This window comes from Enterococcus sp. DIV1083b (assembly GCF_051713705.1).
Classification (GTDB): domain Bacteria; phylum Bacillota; class Bacilli; order Lactobacillales; family Enterococcaceae; genus Enterococcus_D; species Enterococcus_D casseliflavus.
In genome coordinates, this window is the sequence record NZ_JBIOQJ010000001.1 from 188,081 (window position 1) to 214,547 (window position 26,467).

At 44.1% G+C, this 26,467-nt stretch carries 21 protein-coding genes; 18 read left to right on the top strand and 3 right to left on the bottom strand.

Translation table 11 applies throughout. The features are described from left to right. Positions 1 to 3 precede the first annotated feature (3 nt). Positions 4 to 777, top strand: a complete 774-nt coding sequence (locus IGI69_RS00860; protein WP_438739361.1) for a hypothetical protein — start codon at positions 4 to 6, stop codon at positions 775 to 777. A 97-nt stretch (positions 778 to 874) separates the two neighbouring features. On the opposite strand, the gene IGI69_RS00865 is transcribed toward IGI69_RS00860, so the two are convergent. Continuing rightward, positions 875 to 1,804 carry a methyl-accepting chemotaxis protein gene (locus IGI69_RS00865; protein WP_422705014.1) on the bottom strand — a complete coding sequence of 310 codons (930 nt, stop codon included), beginning with the start codon at positions 1,802 to 1,804 and terminating at the stop codon, positions 875 to 877. A 218-nt stretch (positions 1,805 to 2,022) separates the two neighbouring features. Between IGI69_RS00865 and IGI69_RS00870 the strand changes: the two genes are divergently transcribed. From IGI69_RS00870 to IGI69_RS00890, 5 genes are all read left to right on the top strand, one after another. Further along, positions 2,023 to 2,982: an alpha/beta hydrolase gene (locus IGI69_RS00870; protein WP_422705013.1), complete on the top strand. Its 960-nt coding sequence runs from the start codon at positions 2,023 to 2,025 to the stop codon at positions 2,980 to 2,982. 254 nt (positions 2,983 to 3,236) lie between these two features. Beyond that, positions 3,237 to 4,889 carry an acetolactate synthase AlsS gene (alsS, locus tag IGI69_RS00875; protein ID WP_422705012.1) on the top strand — a complete coding sequence of 551 codons (1,653 nt, stop codon included), beginning with the start codon at positions 3,237 to 3,239 and terminating at the stop codon, positions 4,887 to 4,889. 18 nt (positions 4,890 to 4,907) lie between these two features. Beyond that, entirely contained in the window at positions 4,908 to 5,624 is a 717-nt protein-coding gene (budA, locus tag IGI69_RS00880; protein WP_422705011.1) for an acetolactate decarboxylase, read from the top strand. Between the two features lie 302 nt (positions 5,625 to 5,926). Beyond that, positions 5,927 to 7,357, top strand: coding sequence for a catalase (locus tag IGI69_RS00885; protein ID WP_151195401.1), 1,431 nt, complete (start codon positions 5,927 to 5,929; stop codon positions 7,355 to 7,357). A gap of 16 nt (positions 7,358 to 7,373) precedes the next feature. Then, the gene (locus tag IGI69_RS00890) at positions 7,374 to 7,637 is read left to right on the top strand and encodes a hypothetical protein (protein WP_005232670.1); all 264 of its coding nucleotides are present in this window, start codon (positions 7,374 to 7,376) and stop codon (positions 7,635 to 7,637) included. A gap of 183 nt (positions 7,638 to 7,820) precedes the next feature. Here the strand turns inward: IGI69_RS00890 and IGI69_RS00895 are convergent, their stop codons facing one another. Beyond that, positions 7,821 to 9,314 carry a helix-turn-helix domain-containing protein gene (locus IGI69_RS00895; protein WP_422705010.1) on the bottom strand — a complete coding sequence of 498 codons (1,494 nt, stop codon included), beginning with the start codon at positions 9,312 to 9,314 and terminating at the stop codon, positions 7,821 to 7,823. A 211-nt stretch (positions 9,315 to 9,525) separates the two neighbouring features. On the opposite strand from IGI69_RS00895, the gene IGI69_RS00900 reads away from it, so the two are divergent. The 9 genes from IGI69_RS00900 (at position 9,526) to IGI69_RS00940 (ending at position 21,940) form a co-directional block, all read left to right on the top strand. Continuing rightward, complete coding sequence (locus tag IGI69_RS00900; RefSeq protein WP_275853252.1) at positions 9,526 to 9,954, top strand: hypothetical protein; 429 nt, start codon at positions 9,526 to 9,528, stop codon at positions 9,952 to 9,954. Next, positions 9,932 to 11,371 (top strand): helix-turn-helix domain-containing protein, encoded by a 1,440-nt coding sequence (locus IGI69_RS00905; protein ID WP_074536625.1) that lies wholly within the window; start codon positions 9,932 to 9,934, stop codon positions 11,369 to 11,371. Before IGI69_RS00900 ends, IGI69_RS00905 begins: the two co-directional genes overlap by 23 nt. Positions 11,372 to 11,741: 370 nt before the next feature. Beyond that, positions 11,742 to 13,244: a peptidoglycan DD-metalloendopeptidase family protein gene (locus IGI69_RS00910; protein ID WP_438739367.1), complete on the top strand. Its 1,503-nt coding sequence runs from the start codon at positions 11,742 to 11,744 to the stop codon at positions 13,242 to 13,244. A 273-nt stretch (positions 13,245 to 13,517) separates the two neighbouring features. Further along, entirely contained in the window at positions 13,518 to 18,158 is a 4,641-nt protein-coding gene (locus tag IGI69_RS00915) for a hypothetical protein (RefSeq protein ID WP_438739369.1), read from the top strand. Positions 18,159 to 18,176: 18 nt separating this feature from the next. Beyond that, positions 18,177 to 18,683: a hypothetical protein gene (locus tag IGI69_RS00920; RefSeq protein WP_074536629.1), complete on the top strand. Its 507-nt coding sequence runs from the start codon at positions 18,177 to 18,179 to the stop codon at positions 18,681 to 18,683. Between the two features lie 24 nt (positions 18,684 to 18,707). Then, on the top strand, positions 18,708 to 19,262 hold the full coding sequence (locus IGI69_RS00925; protein ID WP_074536630.1) for a hypothetical protein: 555 nt from the start codon (positions 18,708 to 18,710) through the stop codon (positions 19,260 to 19,262). 29 nt (positions 19,263 to 19,291) lie between these two features. Continuing rightward, positions 19,292 to 19,639 carry an LPXTG cell wall anchor domain-containing protein gene (locus IGI69_RS00930; protein ID WP_074536631.1) on the top strand — a complete coding sequence of 116 codons (348 nt, stop codon included), beginning with the start codon at positions 19,292 to 19,294 and terminating at the stop codon, positions 19,637 to 19,639. 124 nt (positions 19,640 to 19,763) lie between these two features. After that, positions 19,764 to 20,168, top strand: a complete 405-nt coding sequence (locus IGI69_RS00935) for a hypothetical protein (protein ID WP_074536632.1) — start codon at positions 19,764 to 19,766, stop codon at positions 20,166 to 20,168. Positions 20,169 to 20,446: 278 nt separating this feature from the next. Beyond that, positions 20,447 to 21,940, top strand: coding sequence for a helix-turn-helix domain-containing protein (locus IGI69_RS00940; RefSeq protein ID WP_438739372.1), 1,494 nt, complete (start codon positions 20,447 to 20,449; stop codon positions 21,938 to 21,940). A 232-nt stretch (positions 21,941 to 22,172) separates the two neighbouring features. Here IGI69_RS00940 and IGI69_RS00945 read toward each other — a convergent pair whose 3' ends face one another. Further along, positions 22,173 to 22,550: a DUF7006 family protein gene (locus IGI69_RS00945; protein ID WP_005232663.1), complete on the bottom strand. Its 378-nt coding sequence runs from the start codon at positions 22,548 to 22,550 to the stop codon at positions 22,173 to 22,175. 553 nt (positions 22,551 to 23,103) lie between these two features. On the opposite strand from IGI69_RS00945, the gene IGI69_RS00950 reads away from it, so the two are divergent. From IGI69_RS00950 to IGI69_RS00960, 3 genes are read left to right on the top strand one after another with little or no spacing between them, the layout of a single operon-like run. Further along, positions 23,104 to 24,591 carry a phytoene desaturase family protein gene (locus IGI69_RS00950; protein WP_422705006.1) on the top strand — a complete coding sequence of 496 codons (1,488 nt, stop codon included), beginning with the start codon at positions 23,104 to 23,106 and terminating at the stop codon, positions 24,589 to 24,591. 11 nt (positions 24,592 to 24,602) lie between these two features. Beyond that, the gene (locus IGI69_RS00955; RefSeq protein ID WP_422705005.1) at positions 24,603 to 25,709 is read left to right on the top strand and encodes a glycosyltransferase; all 1,107 of its coding nucleotides are present in this window, start codon (positions 24,603 to 24,605) and stop codon (positions 25,707 to 25,709) included. A 12-nt stretch (positions 25,710 to 25,721) separates the two neighbouring features. Beyond that, complete coding sequence (locus tag IGI69_RS00960; protein WP_236550361.1) at positions 25,722 to 26,234, top strand: glycosyl-4,4'-diaponeurosporenoate acyltransferase; 513 nt, start codon at positions 25,722 to 25,724, stop codon at positions 26,232 to 26,234. The last annotated feature ends 233 nt before the right edge of the window (positions 26,235 to 26,467 follow it).

Below are 26,467 nucleotides of genomic sequence, written 5' to 3' on the forward strand. Positions count from 1 at the left end.
TCAATGGATATTATTCCGATTCAATGCCCCCACTGCTTAGGAGAACTAGAAGTAAATTGGGCTGCTGGCACGGCGGTTTGTCTGTATTGTCGTGGGAAAATGGTCATCAAACAATCTTTCGATCATACCAAAAGCCCGCATGCCAATCCTATGACAGCAAAACAGCTTGCGTTGACGCATCTTGCTGCTTTGTTGAAGAAAATCAGTCAATCAGCTGCTGCCAACCAAACGATGGATCCTCTTCCCCTGGGAAACTCCTCAGCGGTAGGGGTTTCAAGTGATCACAAGCAGTCAAAGCAATCGGCAATGAATCAGACGTCTTTGATTCAGCGGGCGCCACGCGATCCAGTCAAGGAGCGACAAACTCGTTTGAATGCTTTTTTGCAAGAGCAAAATTTTTTGTTCTATTTTTCTGGAGAAAGACAAGTGCTACCAAGGCAATGGCAAAGACAAGTCCTCGCTAGTTTTCAAGTGCCTGAAACGGAGACGCCTCTGGCACTGCTAACGGCACAGATGACTGGCAAGAAAGCGGATGCGGGTCTACTTTTTGGTGTCGAACGAGTGTATTTGTGCACGTATAAAAGGAAAGAAAAACGAACAGCCAGTTTTTCCTGGAGTACTTGGAAAAATCTTTCCTTTGAGATTCGACATAAAATCTTTGGTAGTATTTTGGTGATTCAAAAGGAATACCGTATTCCTATTCAAACATTGGGCTATGCAACCAAACCGTTTTTGCAAGAGTTGCAGAAATTGCTACAAGAGTGGGGGGCTGACTAGTGCTGAGGCGGAGGATCAATGGGCAGTCAAATCAGGAATCAACTGTTTAGTTAGAAAACCAAAAAGAGCGTCGCAAACAGCGGCGCTCTTTTTCACTTCATGTGGTTTCCAACTCAGCGTCGTTGGTTTCTGATAAATACTCGGCTTCATCGTTTAAAAGACTGGCAGTCGTTCGCAGCGTGTCGTAAGAATGCAAAACGGCAGCGAGGCTTTTTTGCGAATCACTGATTTTCATGGTCGTCGAATCGGCACTATCTAACACGACTAAGGCTTGTTGGTTGATGGCTTGCATGGTTGCGGCAATGGTTTGGGTCAACTGCTTGGTCTGTTCAGCTAATTTTTGCATTTCATCCGCAACCACCCGAAAGCCAGCTGCCTGTTCGCCGATCCGTGCCGTTTCGATGGAGGCATTGAAGGAAAGCAGTTTGGTTTGTTGTGCAATGCGGTCGATGTCATGCAGCACCGCTGACACCTGTTGGCTATCCATTTCTAAGGCATGGGTCGTTGCTTGATTTTGATCAGACAGCTGTTTGACTTGCGCCAAGTTCTCTGACAAATGATCGACTTGCTGGTGTCCGTTGGCAGAAAGTCGTGTCAAGGAAGCCGCACTGTCTTGTACTTTTTTGATAGTGACCGCTAAGGCTTGTTCTCTTTGGGTAATGTCAAAAGCGATTTTGACGACATTGACGACTTCTTGCTGCTCATCGAGGACGGGGAAGTAGATCCCTTCTAAAATCAGTTTTTCTCCTTGTTTGTTTTTCCGAATGATTTTGTCTTGAAACCGTTGCTTTGAGTAAAGTAGTTGATTCCAGAAAGCCTGGTAATCCGTACTGGCAGCATAATGGTCAAAACAAAAGGTTCGATGCGGCAAGCCAATGATTTCTTCTTGGCTATAACCTAGGATATCCGTCATGTTGGCATTGGCGAAAATAACTTCTTTTTGCGGATCAAAGACTATGACAGCGAGTTCTTGAAAAATAGCAGCGAGCAGACGGTTATTTTGTGTTTCATCTAATGTGAATTTCATACGTACTTACCTACGCCTTTCAGTTTTTTGGGAAGTTTACACAGCGAGTGTCTTACAGTTATCGGTCATGAAGGCAAGGCAGTTAAGAGTGCAAAAACCACCTTTTTTGTCGAACAAAATGCTTGGAAACAGAAGAAAGCAAGATTCTTTGCATCAGAATGACTTGGTGGTACCCTTAAGATCAACACGAACGATTTCAAACAAAAGGAGAGAATCGTATGACAGATAGAATTTCGTTGGAAAAAGCAGCCGTTGAATTTAGTGAGGCAAATGCACCGCACCCACGGATCTATGAATTACCGCCAGAAGAAGGGCGCGCACTATTGGAACAAGTCCAAGAGTCACCCGTCAATAAACTGGCGGTTGAGATAGAAGATCAGACCGTAGATACAGGCGAGTGGGGGGCCATCAATGTTCGTTTTGTTCGTCCCGAAGGAAATCATGCGATTCTCCCTGTTATTTATTATCTCCATGGCGCTGGCTGGGTCTTCGGCAGTGCCGCGACTCATGATAAATTGATCCGTGAATTGGCGGTACGAACCAACTCGATCGTCATTTTTCCTGAATATAGTCGTTCACCAGAAGCAAAATACCCAACGGCGATCGAACAAAATTATGCGGTCTTGCAGCAATTACCGGGATTTGTCGATGTCAAAGGCTTAGACCTTAGCCGTTTGACCGTGGCTGGTGATTCCGTAGGTGGGAACATGGCGACCGTTATGACCTTGTTAACGAAAGCCCGTGGCGGCATTCCGATCGCACAGCAATTATTGTTCTATCCTGTGACAGATGCCCGCTTTGATACGCCTTCGTATGAAGCATTCGGTGAAAATTATTTTCTGACCAAAGAAGGGATGCAATGGTTCTGGGATCAATACACGACGGATGAAACACAGCGGGATCAAATGACCGCTTCTCCACTACGCGCGACCAAAGAGGAGTTAGCCGATCTGCCGCCAGCGTTGATCATTACAGGCGAAGCAGATGTCTTGCGGGATGAAGGGGAAGCCTATGCGCAGCATTTACGAGCAGCTGGCGTGGAAGTCACCCAAGCACGGATGCAAGGGATCATCCATGATTTTGTGATGGTCAATGCGATGGATCAGACCCAAGCCGCACGAGCGGCCATGACACTGGCTGTCGGTTGGCTGACGGAAAAAAATGTCCCCGCAGAATAAGAAACCGACGAAAGCAGCTTCTTTTTAAGCGGTGTTCTGATACAGAAGAGGATGTATGGAGTGGAGCGATCCACTCCTTTTTTTGTCGGAAAAATTGAAAGACGTACACTTGCAGTCTGAAGCAGATGCAAACGCTCTCTAAAAAAACTCGTTTTTGTAATACAGATTTTAATAAGTGTTTTTCGTTGATAAATAAATGAAAAGTGCTATTATATGTATTGTGATTAATACAGTTTTTGAAAAGAGGTAATACAGTGAGTGCAAAAGGATCAGAAATCATTGTTGAAAGTTTAGAAAATCATCGGGTGCCTTATATCTTTGGGATTCCGGGTGCAAAAATCGATGGCGTCTTTGACGCGTTGAGTGATCGAGGACCAGAGTTGATTTTGGCACGACATGAACAAAACGCGGCCTTTATGGCACAAGCAATCGGTCGCCTGACAGGAGAGCCAGGAGTCGTCATTGCAACAAGTGGACCAGGAGCCAGTAATTTAGCGACTGGGTTGGTCACGGCAACTGCCGAAGGTGATCCCGTCCTGGCACTAGCAGGCCAAGTGAAGCGTTCTGACCTTTCAAAATTGACCCACCAAAGCATGAATAATGCGGCGTTGTTTGCGCCGATCACGAAATTCAGCAGTGAAGTCCAAGATCCTGAAACCCTTTCTGAAAGTATTGCCAACGCCTTTCGCATCGCAAAAACAGCGAAAAAAGGGGCGAGCTTTTTATCCATTCCTCAAGATGTGACAGACGGAACCGTTCAAGGGGCAGCGATCAAACCTCTATCTTCGCCTAAATTAGGCAGTGCCGATGCAGAAGATATCCAGGCACTCGTCGATCGGATCAAAGAAGCCAAACTGCCTGTCTTACTCTTAGGGATGCGGGCTTCAGGCGTGAAAGAAACACAAGCGATTCGTCAGTTAGTTGCAAAAACGGGGTTGCCCGTCGTAGAGACCTTCCAAGGCGCTGGGATCATTTCTCGTGAATTAGAAGAGCATTTCTTTGGCCGCGTCGGCTTATTCCGCAATCAGCCTGGTGATATGCTGTTGAAACGTAGCGACTTAGTGATTGCTGTAGGGTACGACCCGATCGAATACGAAGCTCGCAACTGGAATGCGGAAAAAGATGCCCGCGTGATCGTCATCGATGAAGTACCGATGGAGATCGATCCATTTATGCAGCCAGAAGTTGAACTGATGGGCAGTATCGCGAAAATTATTGAACAACTATCAAAAGCCATCGATCAGTATCACTTGAGCGAAGACGCCCAAAACTATTTAACGACGCTGCAAACCAAACTCAATGAAAAACCAGCGGATGTCGAAGGCAGCAACAATACCTTGCATCCCCTGGAAATCATTGATGCTTTGCAACAAGAAGTGACCGATGACATGACGGTGACGGTGGATGTCGGCAGCCACTACATTTGGATGGCCCGTCATTTCCGCAGTTATGAGCCACGGCATCTGCTCTTTAGTAATGGCATGCAGACTTTAGGGGTCGCTTTGCCATGGGCGATCGCGGCAGCGCTCGTGCGACCAAATACTCAAGTGATCTCTGTATCTGGCGATGGTGGCTTCTTGTTTTCTGCCCAAGAGTTAGAAACAGCCGTCCGTTTGAAACAAAACATCATTCACTTGATTTGGAATGACGGTACCTACAATATGGTGAAATTCCAAGAAGAAATGAAATATGATCGTGCTTCTGGGGTTGATTTTGGACCCGTTGATTTCGTGAAATATGCCGAAGCGTTTGGTGCCAAAGGCTTACGGGCAACCACCAAACAAGAATTGATGGCAGCCATCGAAGAAGGCTTTGCAACGGATGGTCCAGTGATCATTGATATCCCTGTGGATTATTCAGACAATGCCGATCTTGGCAAAACGATCCTACCTGATCAATTTTATTAAGACCAAAGGAGCATCAAGATGAAAGTGAAAAACAAAAGTTATTTATATCAGCATGGCACCCTAGGTGGGTTGATGCAGGATTTAATGGATGGCACGGAGCAAATCGGCAAAATGCTTGAATATGGCAATTTTGGGATTGGTACTTTGGCTGGTTCCAATGGTGAAGTGATTATTTTAGATGGTGAAATCTACCATGTAGACGAGTCGGGCAAGGTACAAGTGCTCCAAGGAAATGAAGGAACCCCCTATGCGGCAGTCGTTGATTTTTCTGCGGCGAAGCACCTGCAGGTCAGCCAAGAAATGACCGATGAAGAAGTGAAAAACCACGTCCTGACAGAAGTCAGCCCGAATTTGTTTTCCGCTGTCAAGATTCATGGGGGATTTACCAAGATGCACGTCCGCGTTGCCCCAAAGCAAGAAAAACCGTACCCAAAATTCATTGAGATCATCCAGCATCAGCCGGAATTTCAAGCAGAAGATATCAGCGGAACGATCGTCGGGTTCTTTACCCCGTTGTTGTTCCACGGTGCTGCGGCCGCCGGTTTCCATTTGCATTTTATTAGTGATGATCGCACATTTGCTGGTCATGTCTTAGACTTTGAAGTGGCAGCTGGTGAAGTCGAATTGATGGAACTAGCCGAATTTCGTCAGCATTTTCCTATCGACAACCAAGACTACTTGCAGCGGGAGATCGATGTCGCAAAAATCGCCAAGGATATTGAAGCTGCCGAATAAGCAGCAGGCAGCAAAAAATAATTGATCGCCAGTAGAGTGGTCTCGGATCGAATTGAACGCAAAGCAGCAGTGAAGCCAACGCTTCACTGCTTTTTTGTGCTTTCTTCTATTCATGAGGCTTGCTGCAAAACCTGGATGCTTCGATAGAAAAGTTGGGAAATTGTCAAAAATCTGAATTAATTCTTATTTTAGAGCAAATAAATTGATATATTTTAAGAATAATGATAATTTTTGTACTAATTAGAAGTATTTTGTTGAGAGTAATTGCACTTGACTGATTTTATAGAGAAAAGAGGAAGGATATGAAAAAAGAGTTGACGACTGCGCAAGGAGCCAGTGTAGCGGATAACCAGAATTCTTTGACGGCGGGGCGCCGTGGACCAGTGTTGATCCAAGATGTCCATTTGCTAGAAAAACTGGCACATTTTAATCGTGAGCGGATTCCCGAACGAGTCGTTCATGCGAAAGGTGCGGGGGCTCATGGTGTCTTCCGAGTAACAAACGACGTAACGATGTACACGAAAGCGGCTTTTCTTTCAGCCATCGGGAAAGAAACAGACCTGTTTATTCGCTTTTCAACGGTTGCCGGAGAACTGGGGTCTGCGGATACGTTGCGCGATCCTCGGGGGTTTGCGGTTAAATTTTACACGGAAGCGGGGAATTATGACCTCGTGGGCAATAATACCCCGATTTTCTTTATTCGTGATCCGTTGAAATTTCCTGATTTTATCCATACCCAAAAAAGAGACCCGCGAACGCACTTGAAAAATCCAGAAGCGGTGTGGGATTTTTGGTCCCATTCACCGGAATCCCTCCATCAAGTCAGCCTGTTGATGGGGGATCGGGGGTTACCGGCAACCTTTCGCCATATGCATGGGTATGGGAGCCATACATTTGCTTGGATTAACGCAGAGGGGGAACGCTTTTGGGTGAAATATCATTTTCGGACGGATCAAGGCATTATGAACATGAGTGCAGCGCTCGCAGCAGAACTTGCGGGAAGCAATCCTGATTATCATATTGAAGATCTATACAAAGCAATCGAGGCAAAGGAGTATCCTTCTTGGACACTCTATGTTCAAATCATTCCCTTTGAAGAAGGCTGGTCAGCTGCCGTCAATCTTTTTGATGTGACCAAAACAGTCTCACAAAAAGACTATCCGCTGATTGAAGTGGGACGCATGACCTTGAATCGCAATCCAGAGAACTATTTCAACGAAGTCGAGCAAGTCACTTTTTCACCGGGCAATATCGTTCCAGGGATCGATTTTTCACCGGACAAACTATTGCAAGGTCGGCTGTTTGCTTATGGTGATGCGCATCGTTATCGAGTTGGACCCAATAGCAGCCAGTTGTCGATCAATGCGCCGAAAGCGCCCGTCCACAATCACCAACAAGATGGCTTCATGAATACCAAAACGAATTCTTCAGGGATCAATTATGAACCGAACAGTTTTGATGGCGTCAAGGAAAACCCGCATGCCAAGGGTATCCACTATTCGTTAGAAGGAGAGATCGGTTCCTTTGAATACGACGAAGACTATTATAGCCAAGCAGGTGATTTTTATCGTTTGCTCTCAGAAGAAGAACGAACACGTTTAATTCAAACGATTGCGGGAAGTTTGGGACAGGTTCAAAATCAACAGATCAAAGAACGGCAGGTCATGCATTTTTACCGTGCGGACCCAGAATACGGCAGACGAATCGCTGAAGCGATCGATGTGAACATTTAAGAAAGGAGGAAAAAGAATGTTACTTTTACATGTAGTTTTTGGTCTTTTATCTTTTGTCGGAGCAATGATGCTGGGGGTGGCCTTTAAAGGGCAGCTGCGAGAGCTTTCAAGGCTTCAGCAATGGGCAGTCGGTTTGAGTTATACGGGCACGCTGTTGACGGCGATTTTGGGGATCTTGTCTGCATCTTCTCATCCAATCATCGTACTCATGACCCTCGTAGGCGCACTGGCTTTTACGAAACGGACATTTTTAAGTGCAGATCAATCCAAAGAGCAATGATTGCTGATAGTAGCGGCGTAGAAGGAAAAAGCGTACTTGATTAACTGGAAAATTCCCATATAAAGCTGCTTCCACTAAAAAAGAACAGCTTTATATGGGAGGATTAGTCAGGCGTTCGTTTAAAGGCGACAAGGAAATATCAATTCTCTTTCTTTGGAGAAGCGGCGTGAATGATTGGAATTACTACGTATTATCAAGAACGACCAACCGCAAAATTCTCGGATTGATTCGATTCAAAAGATAATTCCAATCGGCAGCGTCGGGTATTGATTTTAATAAGACACTTTCAACATCCAGTAAGTATTCAGTGGCGTATTCGGAGTAGTTAGTAATGAGAAAATTAATGTTTTTTTCTTTTAAATACTCGTGGGAGAGTTCGTTTGAATCAGGGTAGTACATTTCATGATAAACGCCAAGATATTTTCGGATAATACTTTCGGCGTACTCACAAACATATTCATTGCCTTCAAAAATAACAGCTATAGTTCTCCGCGTGCCCCAATTCTCTTCAATGATGGCTTCCATGTGGAAGGTGAGGCTGGCACAAAAATCATCCAAATGGTCGAAAGAATAGAGTGTTTTCACAAGAGGATGTGAGAGCAAAAACTGGCGATTTTTTTTATATTCAGCCGCAAATTTCTCTTTGACGAAAACATTCAAATCATCGATGTTGACGTTCATCGTTGGCGATAACAACTCACGAAGCTTGAAAATAGTAAAGAATGACTCTAACCAAAGCAAATCTTTTTGTTCATCAAAGCTGTTGCCGCGATTTTGGGCATAGAAATCAGCAGTGATCTGTTTGATCGCGGGCCAGTGGTTATAGTTAAGACAAAACGCTTTGCTTGTTTCTAGATCGGTGTTGAGTTTGCGACGACAAATGATGCAAGTCAAAAGATAGATTGCTTCTTCTTGAGGAAACTCAAAGGTAAAATAACGCTGGATAATCATTTTAAGGTCCTCATAATTTGAAAGTAAACCATTTTTTTTAACTAACTCGCTTAGTTCTGGAGAGGGGGCAGCAAGTAAACCGCGTTTGCTGCGCTCCACGCTAATATAAAGGATATAAGCAAAATAAGAAAACGAAGAGCTCTGTAAGGCCTTCGTTTCCAAAAGGTCAGTGATTTCCATCACCGCATCTTGTACATGGATCGAGGGAAATAACGTGTGGACATTAATGTCAGACTCGTAGTAAAAAAGACAGAAAAATTTTCGTATATCGATCTCCGAACCTGCCAAAGAGACGGGATCCGTTTTGATTTTTAAACAGAAAGGGGATAAAAATGGCTGTATTTTCCGGAAGTAGCTGATCAGCGCTTGTTCAGAAATATTAAGCGTTAAGCTCCAATCAAAGAGGGTTTGCTGCTCATCATAAAAAATACTTTCTAAAATCTGGAAAATCGGTTCATCTTTTATCAATTCTTGCTTTTGCTTTCGATACCTATCATGATCGATTTCTTCAAAAAGATACCCGATTTTTGCTGTATGGATCGCCATAGCCCCTTTAAAATACTCTCGCAAGCTAGCAATGTCAGTAATCAACGTACGCGTACTGCTCTCGGTCACTTCAGCGAGTTCTCCCAATGTACGGGTGGGACTTTTCTCAAATTCATTTAACAATTGCAGCCAGCGAATCAACGTGCGGTTTCGCATGAATTTTAATTGAAATGTTTTCATGTCAGCCTCCAACAAAATAAGTTTCAATAATTATAGCATAATCATTTACACAGATAATGAAACGTTCAACTGTTCGGCGTTTTTAGTCATAGTCCCTTGAAGACTCTGACTGCCAGCAGAAAATTTCTAAGAATATCAATTCTTCAGAGTAAGTATAGCAAGGACCTGAGAAACCAATTGCCAAAAATCATACATAAAGGAGGAAAAAGAAATGAACCGTCGAATTATTTTTTTAGCAAGTACCTATGTTGTATTGGGGATGGTGAAGGTTCCACTGGCTTTTCCTCATACAGAACATTCTTTTGGTTCCCAAGTCAATATAGTAAAAAACATGTCCGATTTTGCTGATCGATCCGTCGATGCTGCTTCTTTGATTGATGAAAAACATCCCGAACACGAAAATGACTCCTCCGCAGAAAGAGCGAGACCATCTGTCGAGTCCTTCCAGGGAATCCTGCTAGAGGAGGTTTTTGAGAAGGGAAAGATGGCACCAGCTTCCCAAAAGATGACCGATCAGATGATGCGAAGCAACTACCCGATGACCTATCATGGTCAGCTCAGCATGGTGTTGTCCGGAATCACCCTTTATGGACAACGAGGCGAGGAGGCTTCCATTTGTGTTTACAACGTTTTTGAATAAAAAAGATCAGCGTAAGTTGAGTGTTTACAAAGAACTGGAGCATGCGCCCTTCATGACACGATCGAGGGAGCAAATGATGGATCGTTTAGGCATGTCTCCATTTTTAGTAGGCAAAACGGTAGAAGAATTAGCTGCTGATTTCGTTCAGTCTGGCTTACAAAAAGAAGTAGCACTCAGCTGGGATGGTGAGACAATAGAACTGCACACAAATGGGCGATTTACTTCTGAGCTCCTCTTTTCTTACTATGCTGAGAAATCTATCAAATTTTCACTGTTTACGGCCATTTTTTGTGAACGCCTCCATTCCATCAACAGCTTTGCTTTGGATCACTTTTTAAGTCATACAACCGTTTATAATGAATTTAAGGAGCTGAAAAAAGCGCTGCAGGCATTGGCGATTGACATCAATAAAGAGTTTAAGTTAGTAGGGGATGAATGGCGCATCCGAGAAGTTGCCTTGCTTTTTTTTAGTATGATGAAGCGCTTAGACCCATTACGGACCCTTCAGAGCGCGAAAGAAATCAATCATTTTGCGCAACTCTTTTTCGGGTCAGCTTTTTCCGATAACTATTCTTCGTCTCTGGCTTTACGATTGAAGATATATTTAGGGATTGTGACGGTTCGAATTCGAAATCAGCATTATTTAGCGAAACTTTCAAACACTTCTTTAGCAAATCAAGTGGCGAGCCAGAAACTTCCAACGATACAAACATGGTTGCGCAGTAGAAAGACCATGGAGGAAGATTTCATCAAACAAGAAAGTCTCGGATTGTTAAACTATTTGATTGTGGAAGGTTGGCTTGAGGAGGAACGGTTCATGCAAGACTCTTGCCCAGAGATTCTTCGCTTCAATCAGCTGTTTATGGATTTTTTGACGCCACGATTGAAAGAAAACAGTCGCCAATATGAGGTTCGCCTAAAAGATCAGCTAATGAAGATCCACTATGAGTTGGTTCATTTTCCTTTGTACGTGAAATACAAGTATACGATGACAGAGGTGACGTACTTTTTCGAAGCGTATCCTGAATATGTGGAATGGTGTCGGACATTTTTGGAAAAAAATAAAAAGGAGCAGGTTCTATGGGAAGCAAAGGAATTTTTATTTTATCGTTACTTGCTCTTACTAGTTACCACGATTCCGATGAATGAAATTATTGAACCATTGTATGTCTGCGTCGACTTTTCATTCGGGGAAGCCTACAATCACTTTATTAAAGAATCGATTTCCCGTATCGTCAATCTGAATATTTTATTCCAACGTAGCCCCACGTTGCAAACCGATTTGATACTTTCGGATATTGTTTTGGCAGAAAACAGCAGCATCGATCAAGTTTGCTGGTTAACACCACCAAGGCCGACAGATTGGGCGATTCTCACAGAAAAAATCCTCGATTTGCGAAAAATGAAGTACGAATAGGGAGGCACTCAGTACAAGATTGAAAGCAAAGGACACAAAAAAACGATTGAAACACAGTTGTTCAACTGGCAGCCACCCATTTGAACAACTGTGTTTTTTTCTGATGACGCCAGAGGATCTTAGGCAACACAAAAAAACTGCTGAAGCCGAGGATCGACAATGCGTTGGATGCAAAACGTGATCCTTTATCAGTAGACCCATTCTTCCAACAACTCGTTCTCTTTGACAAGCAAGGGAGTCATTTGCTTGAGTCGAAAAAACGAAGCGTAGTATAATAAAAGAGAATTGATATTTATTTACTAATTGGATGGCAAGATGTTTTTTCAATAGAGGTTGTTAAGAGGAAAAAGAAAGAGAAAGGATTTCGCCTATGAAGCATTCGCAAAAAGGGGTAGCGCTTCTTTTGGTTTGCGGACAACTTTTAGCTGGTGTGCCAGTTTCAGCTGCGGTTGTTGCATCAGAAAGTACGACCGTTACCCAAACATCAGAAACAGCTGCACAAGCAAGTGACAGCAGCACAGCAGGGACGATCGAAGAAGCCGCTCCAGCAGTGGAAGGACAAGTGCCCGATTCTGAGCAAGGATCGGTACCTGTAGAAAGTGTACCAGAAGGATCTGAGACAGCGCCGGAGGGAACAGAGCAAACCGAAGAACCGACCCCAGTTCCCCAACCGACCCCAGAGCCAGAACCAGAACCAGAGCTACCGAGTAAGCCAGAGCCTTCTCAGCCAGAAGAACCAACGCCAGCACCCAAACCAGAAGAACCAACACAGCCTGTAGCGCCCAAACCTGAAACGCAGCCAGAGAAGCCCAAACCGTCAAAACCTGTAGAAACGAAACCGACACCAGAAGCAAACAGTGAAGCAAGTCAAGCAACACCGGCGGCTGTGTCACCGATCATGCCACCAAGTACCCAAGCACCAAGCGCGCCAAGTCAATCCGATCCGACACCGCAGCAAGGCAGCGAAACGACCTTGACGGTCACACCAGTAAAAGAAGTGTGGGATTTTATCCAAGAAATTGGTGAAGATGCCCGAGAAATCGGCTTGAAAAATGACTTGTACGCTTCTGTCATGATTGCACAGGCTATTTTAGAGTCAGGTGGCGGGCAAAGCAGACTGAGTCAGGCGCCGTACTTCAATCTTTTTGGTATCAAAGGAACCTATCAAGGACAGGGTGTCGCTTTTCGGACACAAGAAGATGATGGTTCGGGAAATCATTATACAATCACAGCAACTTTCCGCCAATATACTGGCTACAAAGAGTCATTGATGGACTATGCTCGCTTGTTGAAAGAAGGGGTCGGGCAGCAGTCTGATTTTTATAAAGGCGTATGGAAATCAGAAGCGGCTTCTTATCAAGAGGCTGCCAGCTATTTGACTGGTCGGTATGCCACAGATACGACGTATGATCAAAAGCTGAAAGCATTGATCGAAGCCTATGCGTTGACCCGTTATGATCAGAAAAAACCTGATGTGACCGCAAGTGAGACGTATCTTTTTCCTGTTGAAAAAGCCGTTGTCACTTCTACTTTTGGTCCACGTTGGGGAAGCTTTCATCGAGGTGTTGACTTTGCCGCAGCGTTTGGGACCCCAATTCTGGCGAGTCAATCTGGAACGGTCATCCGTTCAGAGGTTCATCCTTCTTGGGGGAATTATGTAGCGATTCTCCATGAGGACGGGATGACGACACTCTATGCCCACAATCAACAGAACCTTGTAAAGGTTGGCCAACAAGTGAAACAAGGAGAAACGATTGCCCTCATGGGCAGTACAGGCAATAGCACAGGAGCACATCTGCACTTTGAAGTCAGTGCATCGCCTAGCTTGAGCCAAGCGCAATTGGTCGATCCAATCGCTTTTTTAACAAAATAAGAATAGTCAAAAAAGAGAGTATCAGAGATGCTTTCTTTTTTTTTGCCTTTTTTTTGAAATTATTGGAACAGCAAGTTTTTAAATTTTTTTTCAAGAAAATAAAAAAAAAGTTTAAAAAAAGCGTAAGAGGATTTTATATAATTTTCACATAACAATAACAGTTGCTATTCCAAGCTAGTTTAGATGGAACGTGGTTGTGATTGTTATCAAAGAAGTGAGAGAGGAGGATGAGCTATTGCTTCAAAGAAATTAAAGAAGAGCATTGTTTTTAGTTTGTGCCTGTCTGCACTACTGCATCCCTTATTGACGACGTCAACTCTCCAAGCTTATGAAGGAGAAACGGAAGTTTTAAGTGAGCAGGTCGATCCGCAAGCAACAGGGACACCCGATTCGGAAAATTGGCTGCCTAGCAGTGAGACTGATGATACCGCCAGTGATGATCAGTCAGAGCAAGTGTTGCAGCCAGAGACACAGGAAAGCAACTCAAACAATGATAAAAGCAGTCAAGAAGCACCAGAAAATGAAACGGATGAGTTTTCTCAGCTGCCGTCAGAACCAGAAAATGATGACCTTGAAACGGTAGAATCAACCGATTCGTGGAAAGAACCAGAAGATTCGGAAGAACCAGAACTTTTTTCTGAAAATGAAGCTGTTCTGCATATTACGATTGAAAACCAGCAGCATCTCCGAGCAGTTTTATTAGGAGAAACTTACACGTTAGGGAGCGGCAGCAGTCAAAATTACAGCTCAATTGATGATGAGACCCATCTTGTACTGACGTTCCTCCAAAGTCTGCAATTGACCGAGCCGATTAGCGGAATCGCCAGAAAAGCCATCACATTTGCTGGCGGCAATGAAGGAGTCACCATTTCTCAAGCAGCTGCGCAAAACAATACTGAAAACACGATGGTCTTTCTTGGTGCACAACGACTAGAATTTGAGAATCTGACCTTCTCAAATATTACGAGCGCCGGCGGACTTGTTCAAACGCAAGGATCGGTAAACCTGTTGTTTACGAACGTGAATTTTGTGAGCAGCAATGCGACTGGTCGATTCAGTAGCAACAATCAAGCGACGATCACCTTCACGGGGAATAATCGCTTAACGACTAGTACAACAGCGATTCCCGTATTCTTTTCTGCCAATCGGATCATGGTCAATGATCATTTTCACGCAACGATCGCCGGCAGCGGATCGAATCCATTTTTCGAAGCGAATCAAATTGTTTTTGCAGAAGAAGCCGATTTTCGCTTGGAAAAGAACAACAATGCCAACAATGGCGCAGTCGTTCGGCTAACAGGCAGTGCGCCTGTGATGACGCTGGGACAAGACAGTCACGTCTACGTCCGACAAACAGGAATGTTTGTGACGGTAACGAACACAACACAAGACAGCATCGTTCATCTGGAAAACGGTGCGCACTTCGACGGTGGGTTAGGCCAAGGATTTTCGGGAAACACTACATCAACAATTGGCGAACTGCACTTAGCCAGTCGTAGTAAACTAACTTTTAGTGAATTTGGCTCTGTGTCTGCTTTTCCAGCAATCAATATCGGACGAGTATTTAAAACTGAAGCAGCCTCGTCAGAAGCTCAAGCAGTCACCCTTGAGGGGAATCGCTCCGGAGGAACAACTGGGGCATTTGTTCACTTGCGAAGTGCCAATTCAATTGCTGAATTAGGCAGTCACACGAAAACGACGATTCAACAACAAGGCCCCATGTTTACAGGGGTCGCCACCAGTACGATCACCATCGGCGACCATGCCGTGATCGCTAATACCCATAGTTTTGGCTTCAACGGGAGTGTCAATGTCAATGCGATCGATATTGGGAATCACGTTTCATTGAACATTCAAGAACCGACAAATGCAACGACAGGTTCCGCCTACAATACCTTTTTTGCTAGAAGCCGTTTTACGGTCGGCGAGCACAGCAGCATTAGTGTTCCACGACGAAGAACGGTTAGTACCTTAACAACAAATGCTGTGATCCGCTTAAACCTTGCTGGCGGCAGGATCGTCTTTGGCAAACACAGTACACTGGAAGCAAACCATCGCGGCGCTTTGCTTCATGCGCAGCAAGCCGAAGTTGTTTTTGAGGAAAATAGTCGTGTCGAAGCGGCCCTGAGCAGAGGGGTCACCAACGGCACTGCAGTCAGAAACTTCACCTTGAAGCAAGGGGCGGAAATGGTGCTTTCGGAGCACACGGCCAATCAACAAGCTGTAGCAAGATTCAATGTGCAAAGTAGTTTTCTGATGGAGCGAGGAGCCAAACTGACATCCACCCGCAGTTCTACAGGAACTCAGGGCATGGTGCAGTTTTCCTCGGCTAATGCCCGTTTTGTGACAGAAGAAGAGGCGCAGATCCATCTAACGCAAAGAGGACCATTGGTCATTGGAAATACCTCCTCGGATGCCTTCATTGGGGCACGATCAGAAGTGACGCTCAATACAACAAGCGGGTTTACTGGAAATACAACGATGCGTCGTTTAGACGTAGGACCAGGTGCGAAGATCAACGTGACTGAACCGTCTACTAGTGCACTGAATCTGCAATATTTTACCTTTACCACAGAAATTTTGATTCGAGAAGAAGCGGAAGTGACTGTCACACGAACCAGCAATGTGAATGGTCCAGCCTTTCGCTTAACCGGATCAAGTTCACGCTTTACGACATTAGAGGGAAGTAAATTGACAGTCAGTCAATTAGGAATGGCGTTGCGTGGGGTAACAACGACCGATGTATCTCTTGGGAAGCGTTCCATCAATACGATCCAAACGGGTTGGGGGTTTACCGCCAATTATACAATTCGTTCGTTCGTCTTAGAAGATCAAGGAACGTATCGTTACACACAGCCAACGAGTGGTAGTACCGCGCCGGCTGTAGGAACCAATTACGCTTCTATTCGAGTCGCACAACGCTTTGTACTTGGAGAAGAGGCAGATTTTCAAGCAACGAGAGCGAGGACGACTGCGGATTCACGTTTTATTCTATTGAATTCAGCGAATTCTACGGTCTTCCTTGGCAAAAATTCTACATTCGACATTAGCCAATCGGGTGGCGTTTTCCAAGTACAGGCCACCTCAACCTTGACTTTAGACGAGGGCGCTAAGCTCAATGTATTGACGGAACGTGGGTTGAATACAGCGACTGGTGGTGCTGGTGGTTTCAATCTAACCAATGCTTTTGGGACGATCAACGTTGGGAAAAATGCGGAGTTTATTGTCAGAGATGGCTACCAAAACCAACGAACGACAGCAGAATTTACGAATCGGCCCTTAGTAAATGTTGGTCGTACCTTTAATGTTGGAGAAGATGCAACGGTGTTGATTGAAACGACGATCAATAAATCCCTGTCAAGTGCGGTGCTGTTTTTCCGACAAGCGAATGCCCAGTTGAATCTATCGAATGTAAAATCTTTCGAATTAGCGCATCCAAGTGCAGTGTCGGGGGGAAGCAACGGCAATCTGCAACGGTTGATTCGTTCCCAAACAAACTTCTTAGCAAATGGGCTACGCATCAATGTGATGCATCAAAAACTCACGCTATGGCAAGGGGCGAATCAGACAGCCGCTTCGTCACCAGCTGAAGAGTTTATTAATCTGTCTGGTGTGTTCCGTATCAACAGAAATAATGGGACAAATGCGAATGGGTTGCCAGCAGGCGTCTGGTCAGGCGCAATGAATGCTGTTTCGCAGGCTTTTCTGATGACCGCTGAATCAGTAACGGGGTCAGTGACCTCCACTGGCAATAATACACCGATTGAAACGGCGATCGCCCGCAACAATTTTAGTCGGTTACGCTTTTCTGAACCGGAAGGCTTGATGGCTCGGATCGATCCCTTGAGTGACCAATCCACGGAAATCACCGGGTTCATGTATGAGGATGCTCAAGCACGAATCACTTATCAGAATACTGAGGGAGAAACGGTGATCATCACCAATGAGACGGTTTCTGAAAGTGGCGAACGCATGATCCAATGGGGAGATTATCGTGATGAAAATCAGTTTTATCGCTACTTTACGATCAAACTAGCAGAAAATGAACGGTTAGAAACGGGCAGCAAGCTGAATGTTTTTCTTACAAAACCGGACCACGATTTTTACATTGATATTGATGTAGAAGTAACCGTCATCCAAGGGGTAGAATACCAGGCATTTAACATCACCCTCGATCGGCAGACGATCAACCAATTGGGCACGGAAGAAGAATTGCATAAATTGATTGTCGAAGAAAGTGAAGCTTCGGCACGCGATGTACTAAGCGATGCAGATTTGTCTGAAGAGATTCGTCTGGCGAAAACCAATCTAACAACAGACGTGACGGAAGATGGTACGTATTTTGCCGTATTAGAAGTCGGTAGAAAAACCTATGAGTTTACGGTTGGGATCGATGTTACAAGTAGTTTAGAGCAACTGTCCGTGCGGATACCGACTCGCATGCTCTTTGAATCAATGTATGACAGTCAAGAAAGCAATCGTGTCTTCACGAGCCCTGAATACGAAATCCGCAACAACTCGTATGTAGGGGTAGATGTCAAAGTCAACCGACTAATTCTTGAAGATTCTGCTGGGATCGTACTGTTGAAAGAGGAAGAAGATCCATTGGATTATGCTGAGCCAGATCCAGACTCGGAAGAAGAACACCCAATCTTGACAGAACAAGATATTTCGCAACCGTTGTTGGCGTTGAATTTAATGACAGAGCAAGCGACGGTTCGCCTATACGATCAGATGCCTGAAGCGGACTTGCTTTCCATGCCTGCCCGCAATCAATCAGCGATGACCTTAGGCGGAACCTTTTACGGCAATTACCCGCTTTGGATCGTTGATTCAGAATACGAAGAAGGCGGGTACTACGAGGACAATCTACGCCCTCAATATCGCTTTGTTTTAAGATTCGTTCCTAAATAATACAAAGGAGTGGTTGTAATGACAATGGAAAATCCAAAGAGAAATAAGCTGTTTTTCCTTTTGTTACTGCTCTCCTTTCTGGGCGGTATCGGTTTTTATTACTTGAATCAGCAACAAGTGAATGTTCCTGTGATCAGCGCCGATCTTTTACCGGAAATCGGCGATGCTTCCGATCGTGAAGTAGCTGAAAGAGCGCAAGAGGTAGCAGATGCGAATTATTTTACGCTGACTATCAATCCTTCTGCGGTTTTTGAAGCAGGCGATCGCGAAGGATCCATTGAGATCATCAATCCGGCAACTAATGTCTATCCGATCGCAGTGGATATTCATTTAAATGAAACCGGAGAAATGATTTATTCTTCGGGTGCAATTTATCCAAATCAGCAGATTTTGACTGCTAAGCTTGCTCAACCCTTAGAAAAAGGCGAATATGCAGCCACAGCAACAGTCAACATTTATGACCCAGAAACACATGAAAAACAAGGAGTCACAGAAGCAGCAATAACGATAAAAATTCAGAATTAATTGAAATCAAAAGGAGAATGAAAAATGAAAAAAATCAACGCAATTGTATCAGGAAGCATCGCAGTATTGACTTTATTAGCTGGAGGTGTAACCGCGGCAGCGACGACACAATCCATCAATGCAGAAACCAGCGGGGATGTTCAAATCAACGGGATCATCGGCAGCTTTGACAACACAACCCCTGGACCAAACCCTGGTGACCTTAATGAGTGGATCAATGTAACGATTCCAACGACCGCTTTGTTCTATACGACGCAAGAATCAGGACATCAAGAAATCGTGTCTCCGACCTATACGATCACCAATAATTCTGCAAAAGGAGTGATCGCTACAGTGGCGGATGTCATTGACCCGGTAACAATCGAGCCAATCAAGCAATTAGCAGTCAATGAGATTGACTTGATTACCGATGGAGTCGTGGATGTGTTAGAAACCGACCTATTTGAATTAGGATCAAATCAAACATCTGGAAATGTAGGTGAGTTTACTTTTTCTGGAACGGCGACGCCTCAACAAGATGAAAAAGAGGTCAATCCAAGTTTTAAATTGGTTCTAAACTTTGCCCCAGTGGTTGAGTAAGACAAACGGAAACGCGAGGAGGGAACTGTGTGAAACATGGTCATTGGAAATATGTACTAATCGTCCTCCTGTTTGTTTTGTTTGTGATACCTAGCCAAAGCTTTGCACAGACTGCGAGTGGCAATGCAGGCACTCGTTCTGTGCAAGTCCAAGGGCGTATCGGAGAAACTGACGACAAGCTGGATGAAGAACAGCTAGATTCGGATGCCGTTGGAGACGATGGGAGAACCAAAATCGTCGCAGATGTTTCGGCTATTAACAAAGGCTCATTACCTAAAACGGGAAGTGAGCAAGCAAAAATAGCATCAATCGTGGGTTTATTTTTATTAATCATTTCTTTTTACTTGTTTAGTAGTAGGCAATTAAGAAGGAACTAAAAAGAGATGACTGTCCGAAATCAAAAAAGAAGCAGTAGCAACAACCAAACTGCTTCTTTTTTTTCGGTCAAAACGAATCCAAGATGACAAGTGTTGATGGAAAAATGAAAGAGGAGAACAACGGATGAGAATAAATAAAACGGATTTTGAAACAGTGATGGCTAATAGTGAATTTTTAGACTATTACTGTCAATTATTTGAACGAAACGGTGAACGATCCGTCACGGATACGCAATTAGAAAAATTACACTATTTGATTCAAAAGCAGGTGGCACTAACGATTCAAAAGAATGCGAGTTATTCCTTTTTTACACAAACATATAAATTACCTGAAACACTCGTAAAGGATTACCAACTGTTAGCGGAGTGTACCGAGCGGCTTTCAAAAATAGAAATGGATCAGTTGATACCCAAACAATTTATTGAGCAAGACTTTAACGTACGGGTGAAAAAAGCAAGCCAAGAATCTCAATATGAGCAGCTTTTAAACATCATGTCAGACACATTTAGACAAATAAAGAAAACATAGGTGGTTTTTCACGCAGTAGCTTTTTCAAACATGAAGCAAGATGCGTATCCGCTCTAGGTGGTCTCTAATGAAAGCAAAAGCGAAATCCTTGCACTATTTTCAATAGCCGATAAAATAATTGTTATACAACAGTAGTCTGGAATCCACGCTTTTTTTCATCAGGCTATGAAAAAACCGATTTTTTATGTAGGATGAAAACCGATATAATGAGACTGCTTAGGCGCCTTTCATGCGTAATTTAGCCGCAAAAAAGAAACTTTTTAGTAAGGAGCTTATGTTTGAAAAATTTTCAATTGAGTTTTGTCACAAGCAAATCGACCGTCCGATGGCTGCAGATTCTAAGTGAATTTGAAAAAAATGAAATTTGTAGTGCCAGTCAATTGGCTGAAGTAACAACTAGTACCACGAGGACGATTGGCAAAGACATCAGTCAGATCAACGAGTATTTCTGTGGGCTGATCCTGATCACTTCCACCAATCAAGGCTATTCGTTTGAACTATTTGATTATTCACAGTATGAAAAGAAAAAAGCCTCGCTTTTAGCGAATGAACCGCTCTTTATTTTATTGGAAAATATTTTTATTGGAGAGTTAAAGACGATCGATGAGTGGGCGGACTGCTTGTTTTTATCCAAGAGTACCTTATCGAAGTACTTGCAGCGCATTCATGAACAACTGGCACGTTTTGATCTCCAGCTAGCATTAGATCCTATGAATATCGTTGGGGAAGAAGCAGATATCCGCAATTTCTTCTGTACCTTTTTTTATGAAACGGACAGCACCCCCCACACTGTATTTCCGCCAGCTGCGGTTCAGCAGGCAGTAACGGAAATCGGCAGGATGTTTGACAAAAATAGTTACCACACCGTTTCGTTTTCACAATACACGTATCTGCTCTATATTTCGCTTGAGCGATTTATGCAAGGTAAGACTGTGCAAATCAACGCTGAATTGTACCACGCCTTGCGACACAGTATTCAGCTGATGCACTTTCAACGAATCAATGGCGTTATTGACAAGTACTTTCAATGTCGATTGACGAACGATGAACTTATCTTTTTATTTGTTAGTATTATCACAAAGAAAAAACTGCAAAATGTGATCGTCGAACAAAAGTTTTGTCTTTCTTATAATCATTGGACTGAGATTCGCACGTTGACCAACGATTTTTATCAGATGTTGAAGGTATCGTCGAAAAAGCCCAAAGAAGATCGGATTCTGATCGAATCTTTTTTTACCTCTGCCAAATTGAAGGAGTGCTTATCCACTTCTGCCAATCGCAATATCTATGATGTGAATGCGTTTATTAAGAGAACCTTTCCTAAGGAATTTGCTGCTTACCGAGAGTTTTTAGAAAATAGTCGCGAGTACCACAACCTTTATTCTGAGGAGTATCTGACGGATTTTTGTGCAAACTTAGTGATTTATATCGAATCTGTTCGAGAACGTCATTGGTTTCCCCGGAAAAATATCGCCTTTATCTTCGAAGGAAATAACAATATCGTTCAGTACATTGAAGGCGGGTCTAACCGCTATTTTAGCCGATCCCATCAAGTCTTTTATCCTGACTCAGGGGAAGTCAATGCCCAGTATTTAGAACAAAATACCATTGATCTGCTAGTGACGAACTATGCCGAGCATGCGACCGAATTTCGAGATATCGTTGAATGTATCGTCTTCAAAACGATCCCGTCTTCTTCTGACTGGAATCGGCTGCTTGAACGGATCAATCCTAACGTCACCCGCCAATTTGCCCTAAAAGACCTCTTCTAGTTTCCCATTATGTTTTGACCTAAAGAGTTGCTAGAAAGGGCCTTTTACATGAAAAGAAAGCATTTTTCCTTCACTGCATAGACAGACGTAAGGAAAGATGCTTTCTTTTTTAATGGCTTGACTTTCCGCAGCTGTGCAGGAGTGTGGGGAGGGGAAGTGGGGAGTGCATCAGGTACGGATGCAAGCCTTTGGAACCAGCAGTTTTCAATTCAATCGATCGATTTGGGCGGAATCATTGGGCTTCACTTAAGTAAATCAAACTCCAAGGCGCCTTTTGGTTTAGCTGAAGACCGGTCAATTCCCGATAGAAACAGGTTTTGTCTTTGACCGTCAGCTGAATGATTTCTTCTTCCGTATACTCGTTTAGAGAAGAAATTTTTAAAACATAAAGTTCTTTTAGTATTTGCAGCTGTGCGTCGATATCTAATAGCAACGACATTTTTTCGAAAAAAGTACCCTCGTCTTGTTCATAGATCGCTAAGAATCGTTGGCGCAAAGAGAGATAAAAATTAAAGATTTTTGGGTGTGTATAAGAACAGGGCGAGTGGATAAATTCTACGTCAAAAAAGTTTACATATTCTTCGGCTGATTGGATCGTTTTTAAGTTCATATCAATACTCCTTATAAGTGTTAGGAAAAGGCGACAATACGTGTCATTATCAAAAAGAGTCACTGTTAAGCAATGTCTTATTGAGAAGGCCCTTTTGTTTTTTTTATGATTGGGGGAAGGACTTTCGCTACATTCAATGTACAGGATATTCCAAATCGGCTCAAATGCGTTTTTTCGTAACCATACGAATATTTGTTTTTCGCTGGTATTAACGTCAAAAATGTTTAAATATTCTGGTAATTATTGTTATAAAAAGAATATTTCTTAAATGGGCGAGATTGCTGGGTTTCCATTCTTTGCCAGCGGGTTGTTTTTTCATTTGCTGAAATCATGGTTGAGAAAAAAACAGCATCAGTTGACCGATAGGCTCATCCCCGTCATTTTTTCAAAGGTGTGATACTATAGAATTATCTAGAAAAACGATCCTTTGATTCAAGTTGCCAATGCCAAAACAGTGCCAAGAAACGCAGTTGCAGTGAGAAGCAACCGTCTGTTTTGACGAGAAGGTTTGGCTAAATAGGGACGTTCATTAAAGCAAACGAGGAGCAATTCAATGAAAGAGAAAAAAACAGTTGTAGTGATCGGCGGCGGACTTGGTGGTCTATCAGCGGCGGTCTCATTAGCCCAAAATGGTTTTGATGTATCATTATATGAAAAAAATCAACACTTAGGCGGCAAGTTGAACCGACTGGAAACAAACGGCTTCGGCTTTGACTTAGGTCCTTCGATTTTGACGATGCCGCAGATTTTTGAAAAATTATTTACTGGCAGCAATCGCGATATGGCGGATTATGTTGCGATTCGCCGATTGCCATTGGAATGGCGCTCCTTTTTTCCTGACGGCACCAAGATCGATCTTTATGGCGATCTTGCCCGCATGGCAAAGGAAAACCCCCACTTGTCAGAAAAAGACATGGCAGAGTACCAAGACTTTTTGGACTATGCGCAAAAAATTTATGATATCACGGAAAAAGGCTATTTCGAGAAAGGCTTAGATACCACGAAAGAAATCTTGAAGTATCACGGCGTGATCAAAGCGCTGAAAGGCTTTGATTATTTCTCTTCCATGCATGATGCCATTCAAAAACGTGTCAGCAATCCGCAGCTGCAAGACATGCTGAGCTATTTTATCAAGTATGTCGGCTCATCTCCTTATGACGCCCCAGCCGTCTTGAACATGATGATCTACATGCAGCATGCCCAAGGTGTCTGGTACGTGCCAGGCGGGATGCACCGTTTAGCCGAAGGCATCGTTCGCTTAGCAAAAGAGATTGGGGTCACTTTCCACACGGGACATAAAGTGGAAAAATTGATCGTTGAACAGGAGCAGATCCGTGCCGCTCGTTTGGATGATGGTACGTTGATCGAAGCCGACTATTTTGTTTCCAACATGGAAGTGATCCCAGCTTATGAAGAGCTGTTAGAAGAAGCGCCGACCTTTACTCAAAAACTGGAAGAAAAATTTGAACCAGCAAGTTCTGGTTTTGTCTTGCACTTAGGGGTCAAAACCTCCTATCCGCAATTGGCGCATCACAACTTTTTCTTTTCAAATGCCTCAAAAGAAAACTTTGATCAAAATTTCCATCAGCATCAGCTGCCAGAAGATCCAACAATCTATTTGGTCAATGCCAACAAAACCGATCCTTCGCAAACAGTGGCAGGGCATGAGAACATCAAAATCTTGCCTCATATCCCTTATTTGCAGGATAAACCCTTTACGGAAGCGGAATACGATGCCTTTCGTGAACGGATCTTGATCAAGCTGGAAAACATGGGCTTAACGGATCTACGTAAGCACATCGTGTATGAAGACCGCTGGACACCCGAAGACATCCAAAAGAATTATTTGTCACATCGCGGTGCCATCTACGGCACGGTCTCTAACCGCAAGAAAAATCATGGCTTTAAACACCCGAAACACAGCGAACGCTACGACAATCTATACTTCGTTGGCGGTACGGTCAATCCAGGTGCCGGCATGCCGATGGTGACCCTCAGTGGCCAGCAAGTCAGTGAGATGATCACCAAAAGAGAACACTAAGACAAGAAAGGATGATGACTGTGTACCTGCTGCTCGCTGGTATTTGCGCTGCTTGGCTGGCAGGCTGGCTGATTTTTTTCCGCCTGCCGACGATACCCACCCGCAAGGAGACAGCCACATCCAAAGACTTGACGGAGAGGGGAGAACTGTCGATCATCATCCCCGCCCGCAATGAAGCAGAAAATTTGCCGCAATTGTTGGCGTCCTTGCAGCAGCAAACCCTTCATCCTGTGGAGATTTTGGTGGTTGATGACGGATCGGAAGACGAGACGATCGCCTGTGCCAAGGGCTTCGGTGCGACGGTCTTGCAAACCACTGCTGATTCTGCTGGGAAAGCGGCGGCTTGTTGGTTAGGCGCCTCACAAGCGGTGGGCAAGTATCTATTATTTTTGGATGCCGATACCTTCTTTCTAGCAGAAGATGGCTTAGAGCGTCTTTTCGCTGCGTATGAGGAGCGATCGGGACAAGGACTGCTCTCGGTGCAGCCCTATCATCAAACGAAGCGCCTGTATGAACAACTGTCTGCCGTCTTTAATGTCGTCTTACCTGTCGGGTTGAACCGCTTTTCTATCGTAGGCGAAAAACTCTCAGCTGGCGGCGCCTTTGGTCCGTGTATTTTGTGCAGCAAAACTGCGTACCTTCAAGCCAATGGACATCAGGACATGCCACAAGGAATCTTAGATGATCTAGCATTAGCGAGTCGCTTTAAGAAAAAACGCTTGCCGATCGCCTTATATGGTGGAAAAGACTTAGTGGCCTTTCGGATGTATCCAGCTGGTGTTCGTCAACTTGTTCAAGGCTGGACGAAGGACTTTGCCACTGCTTCGCAATCCACTCACCCTTTGATTATGGCGGGCGTCATCTTGTGGATCAGCGGCGGCATTGGGGTACTGGCGGCACCATTTCTGATGGAACCGCTTTGGCTAGGACTGCTTTTTTATGCTGCTTATTTTGGACAAACTCTGTGCTTTGCCCGCCGTGTCGGCAATTTCAACCGAATCCTGCTGCTTTTTTTCCCATGTTACTTTCTTTTTTTCCTAGGCTTATTTGGTTGGTCGTGGATCCAAACCCATTTGTTGAAATCCGTGACCTGGAAAGGACGCAAAATCAATTTATAGGAGGCGATGCACATGCCGCTGATCACCTTATCTCCACTGCTCTTGCTCATTACAGACAGCTTGGCTTGGCTGCTGTTACATCTAGGCATCTCCTTTGGCTTGCGCAAAGTCAGTGATGCCTTTTTTGAACGTCATGCCAACTGGTTCCGTTCTTTTGCCTTTGAAAAAGGCGGTAGGATCTGGTCGGAGGTGTTTCGTATTCGTCAGTGGAAAGACAAATTGCCCGACGGCACTGTGATTGCCAAAAAAGGCTTTGACAAATCCCGCTTGGCTCAACAGCAAAAGGACTATCTGGAAAAATTCGTCATTGAGACACGCCGAGCAGAGCTGACCCATTGGCTGCTGATGGTTCCAGCACCGTTCTTTTTCCTCTGGAATCCTGCGTGGGCGGGCTGGGTGATGATCGTCTATGCGTTATTGGCTAATTGCCCATTCATCATGATCCAACGCTACAATCGCCCCCGTTTGGAGCGAGTCTTGCGGAAAAAAAGTGCCCTGCAAGTCAAGCAGAAGGCGACGGTCTAGGTTCCTATAGGTGCCGCTTTAAGATTCACTGAAAAACAGGCAAACTGGAAATCAAAAGGATCGGAGGGCAACTGCCTTCGATCTTTTTTAAAAAATTGGTGTTAATTTTTATGGGATGTGCCAAGACCGTTTTTTTGTACACTAAGGTCATTCAGAGGAAAGGGTGATCGTATGTCATCAGAAGGATGTGGGCAAATTTTCGAACTGCCAATGCAGGCTGTTGCAATGGTTGG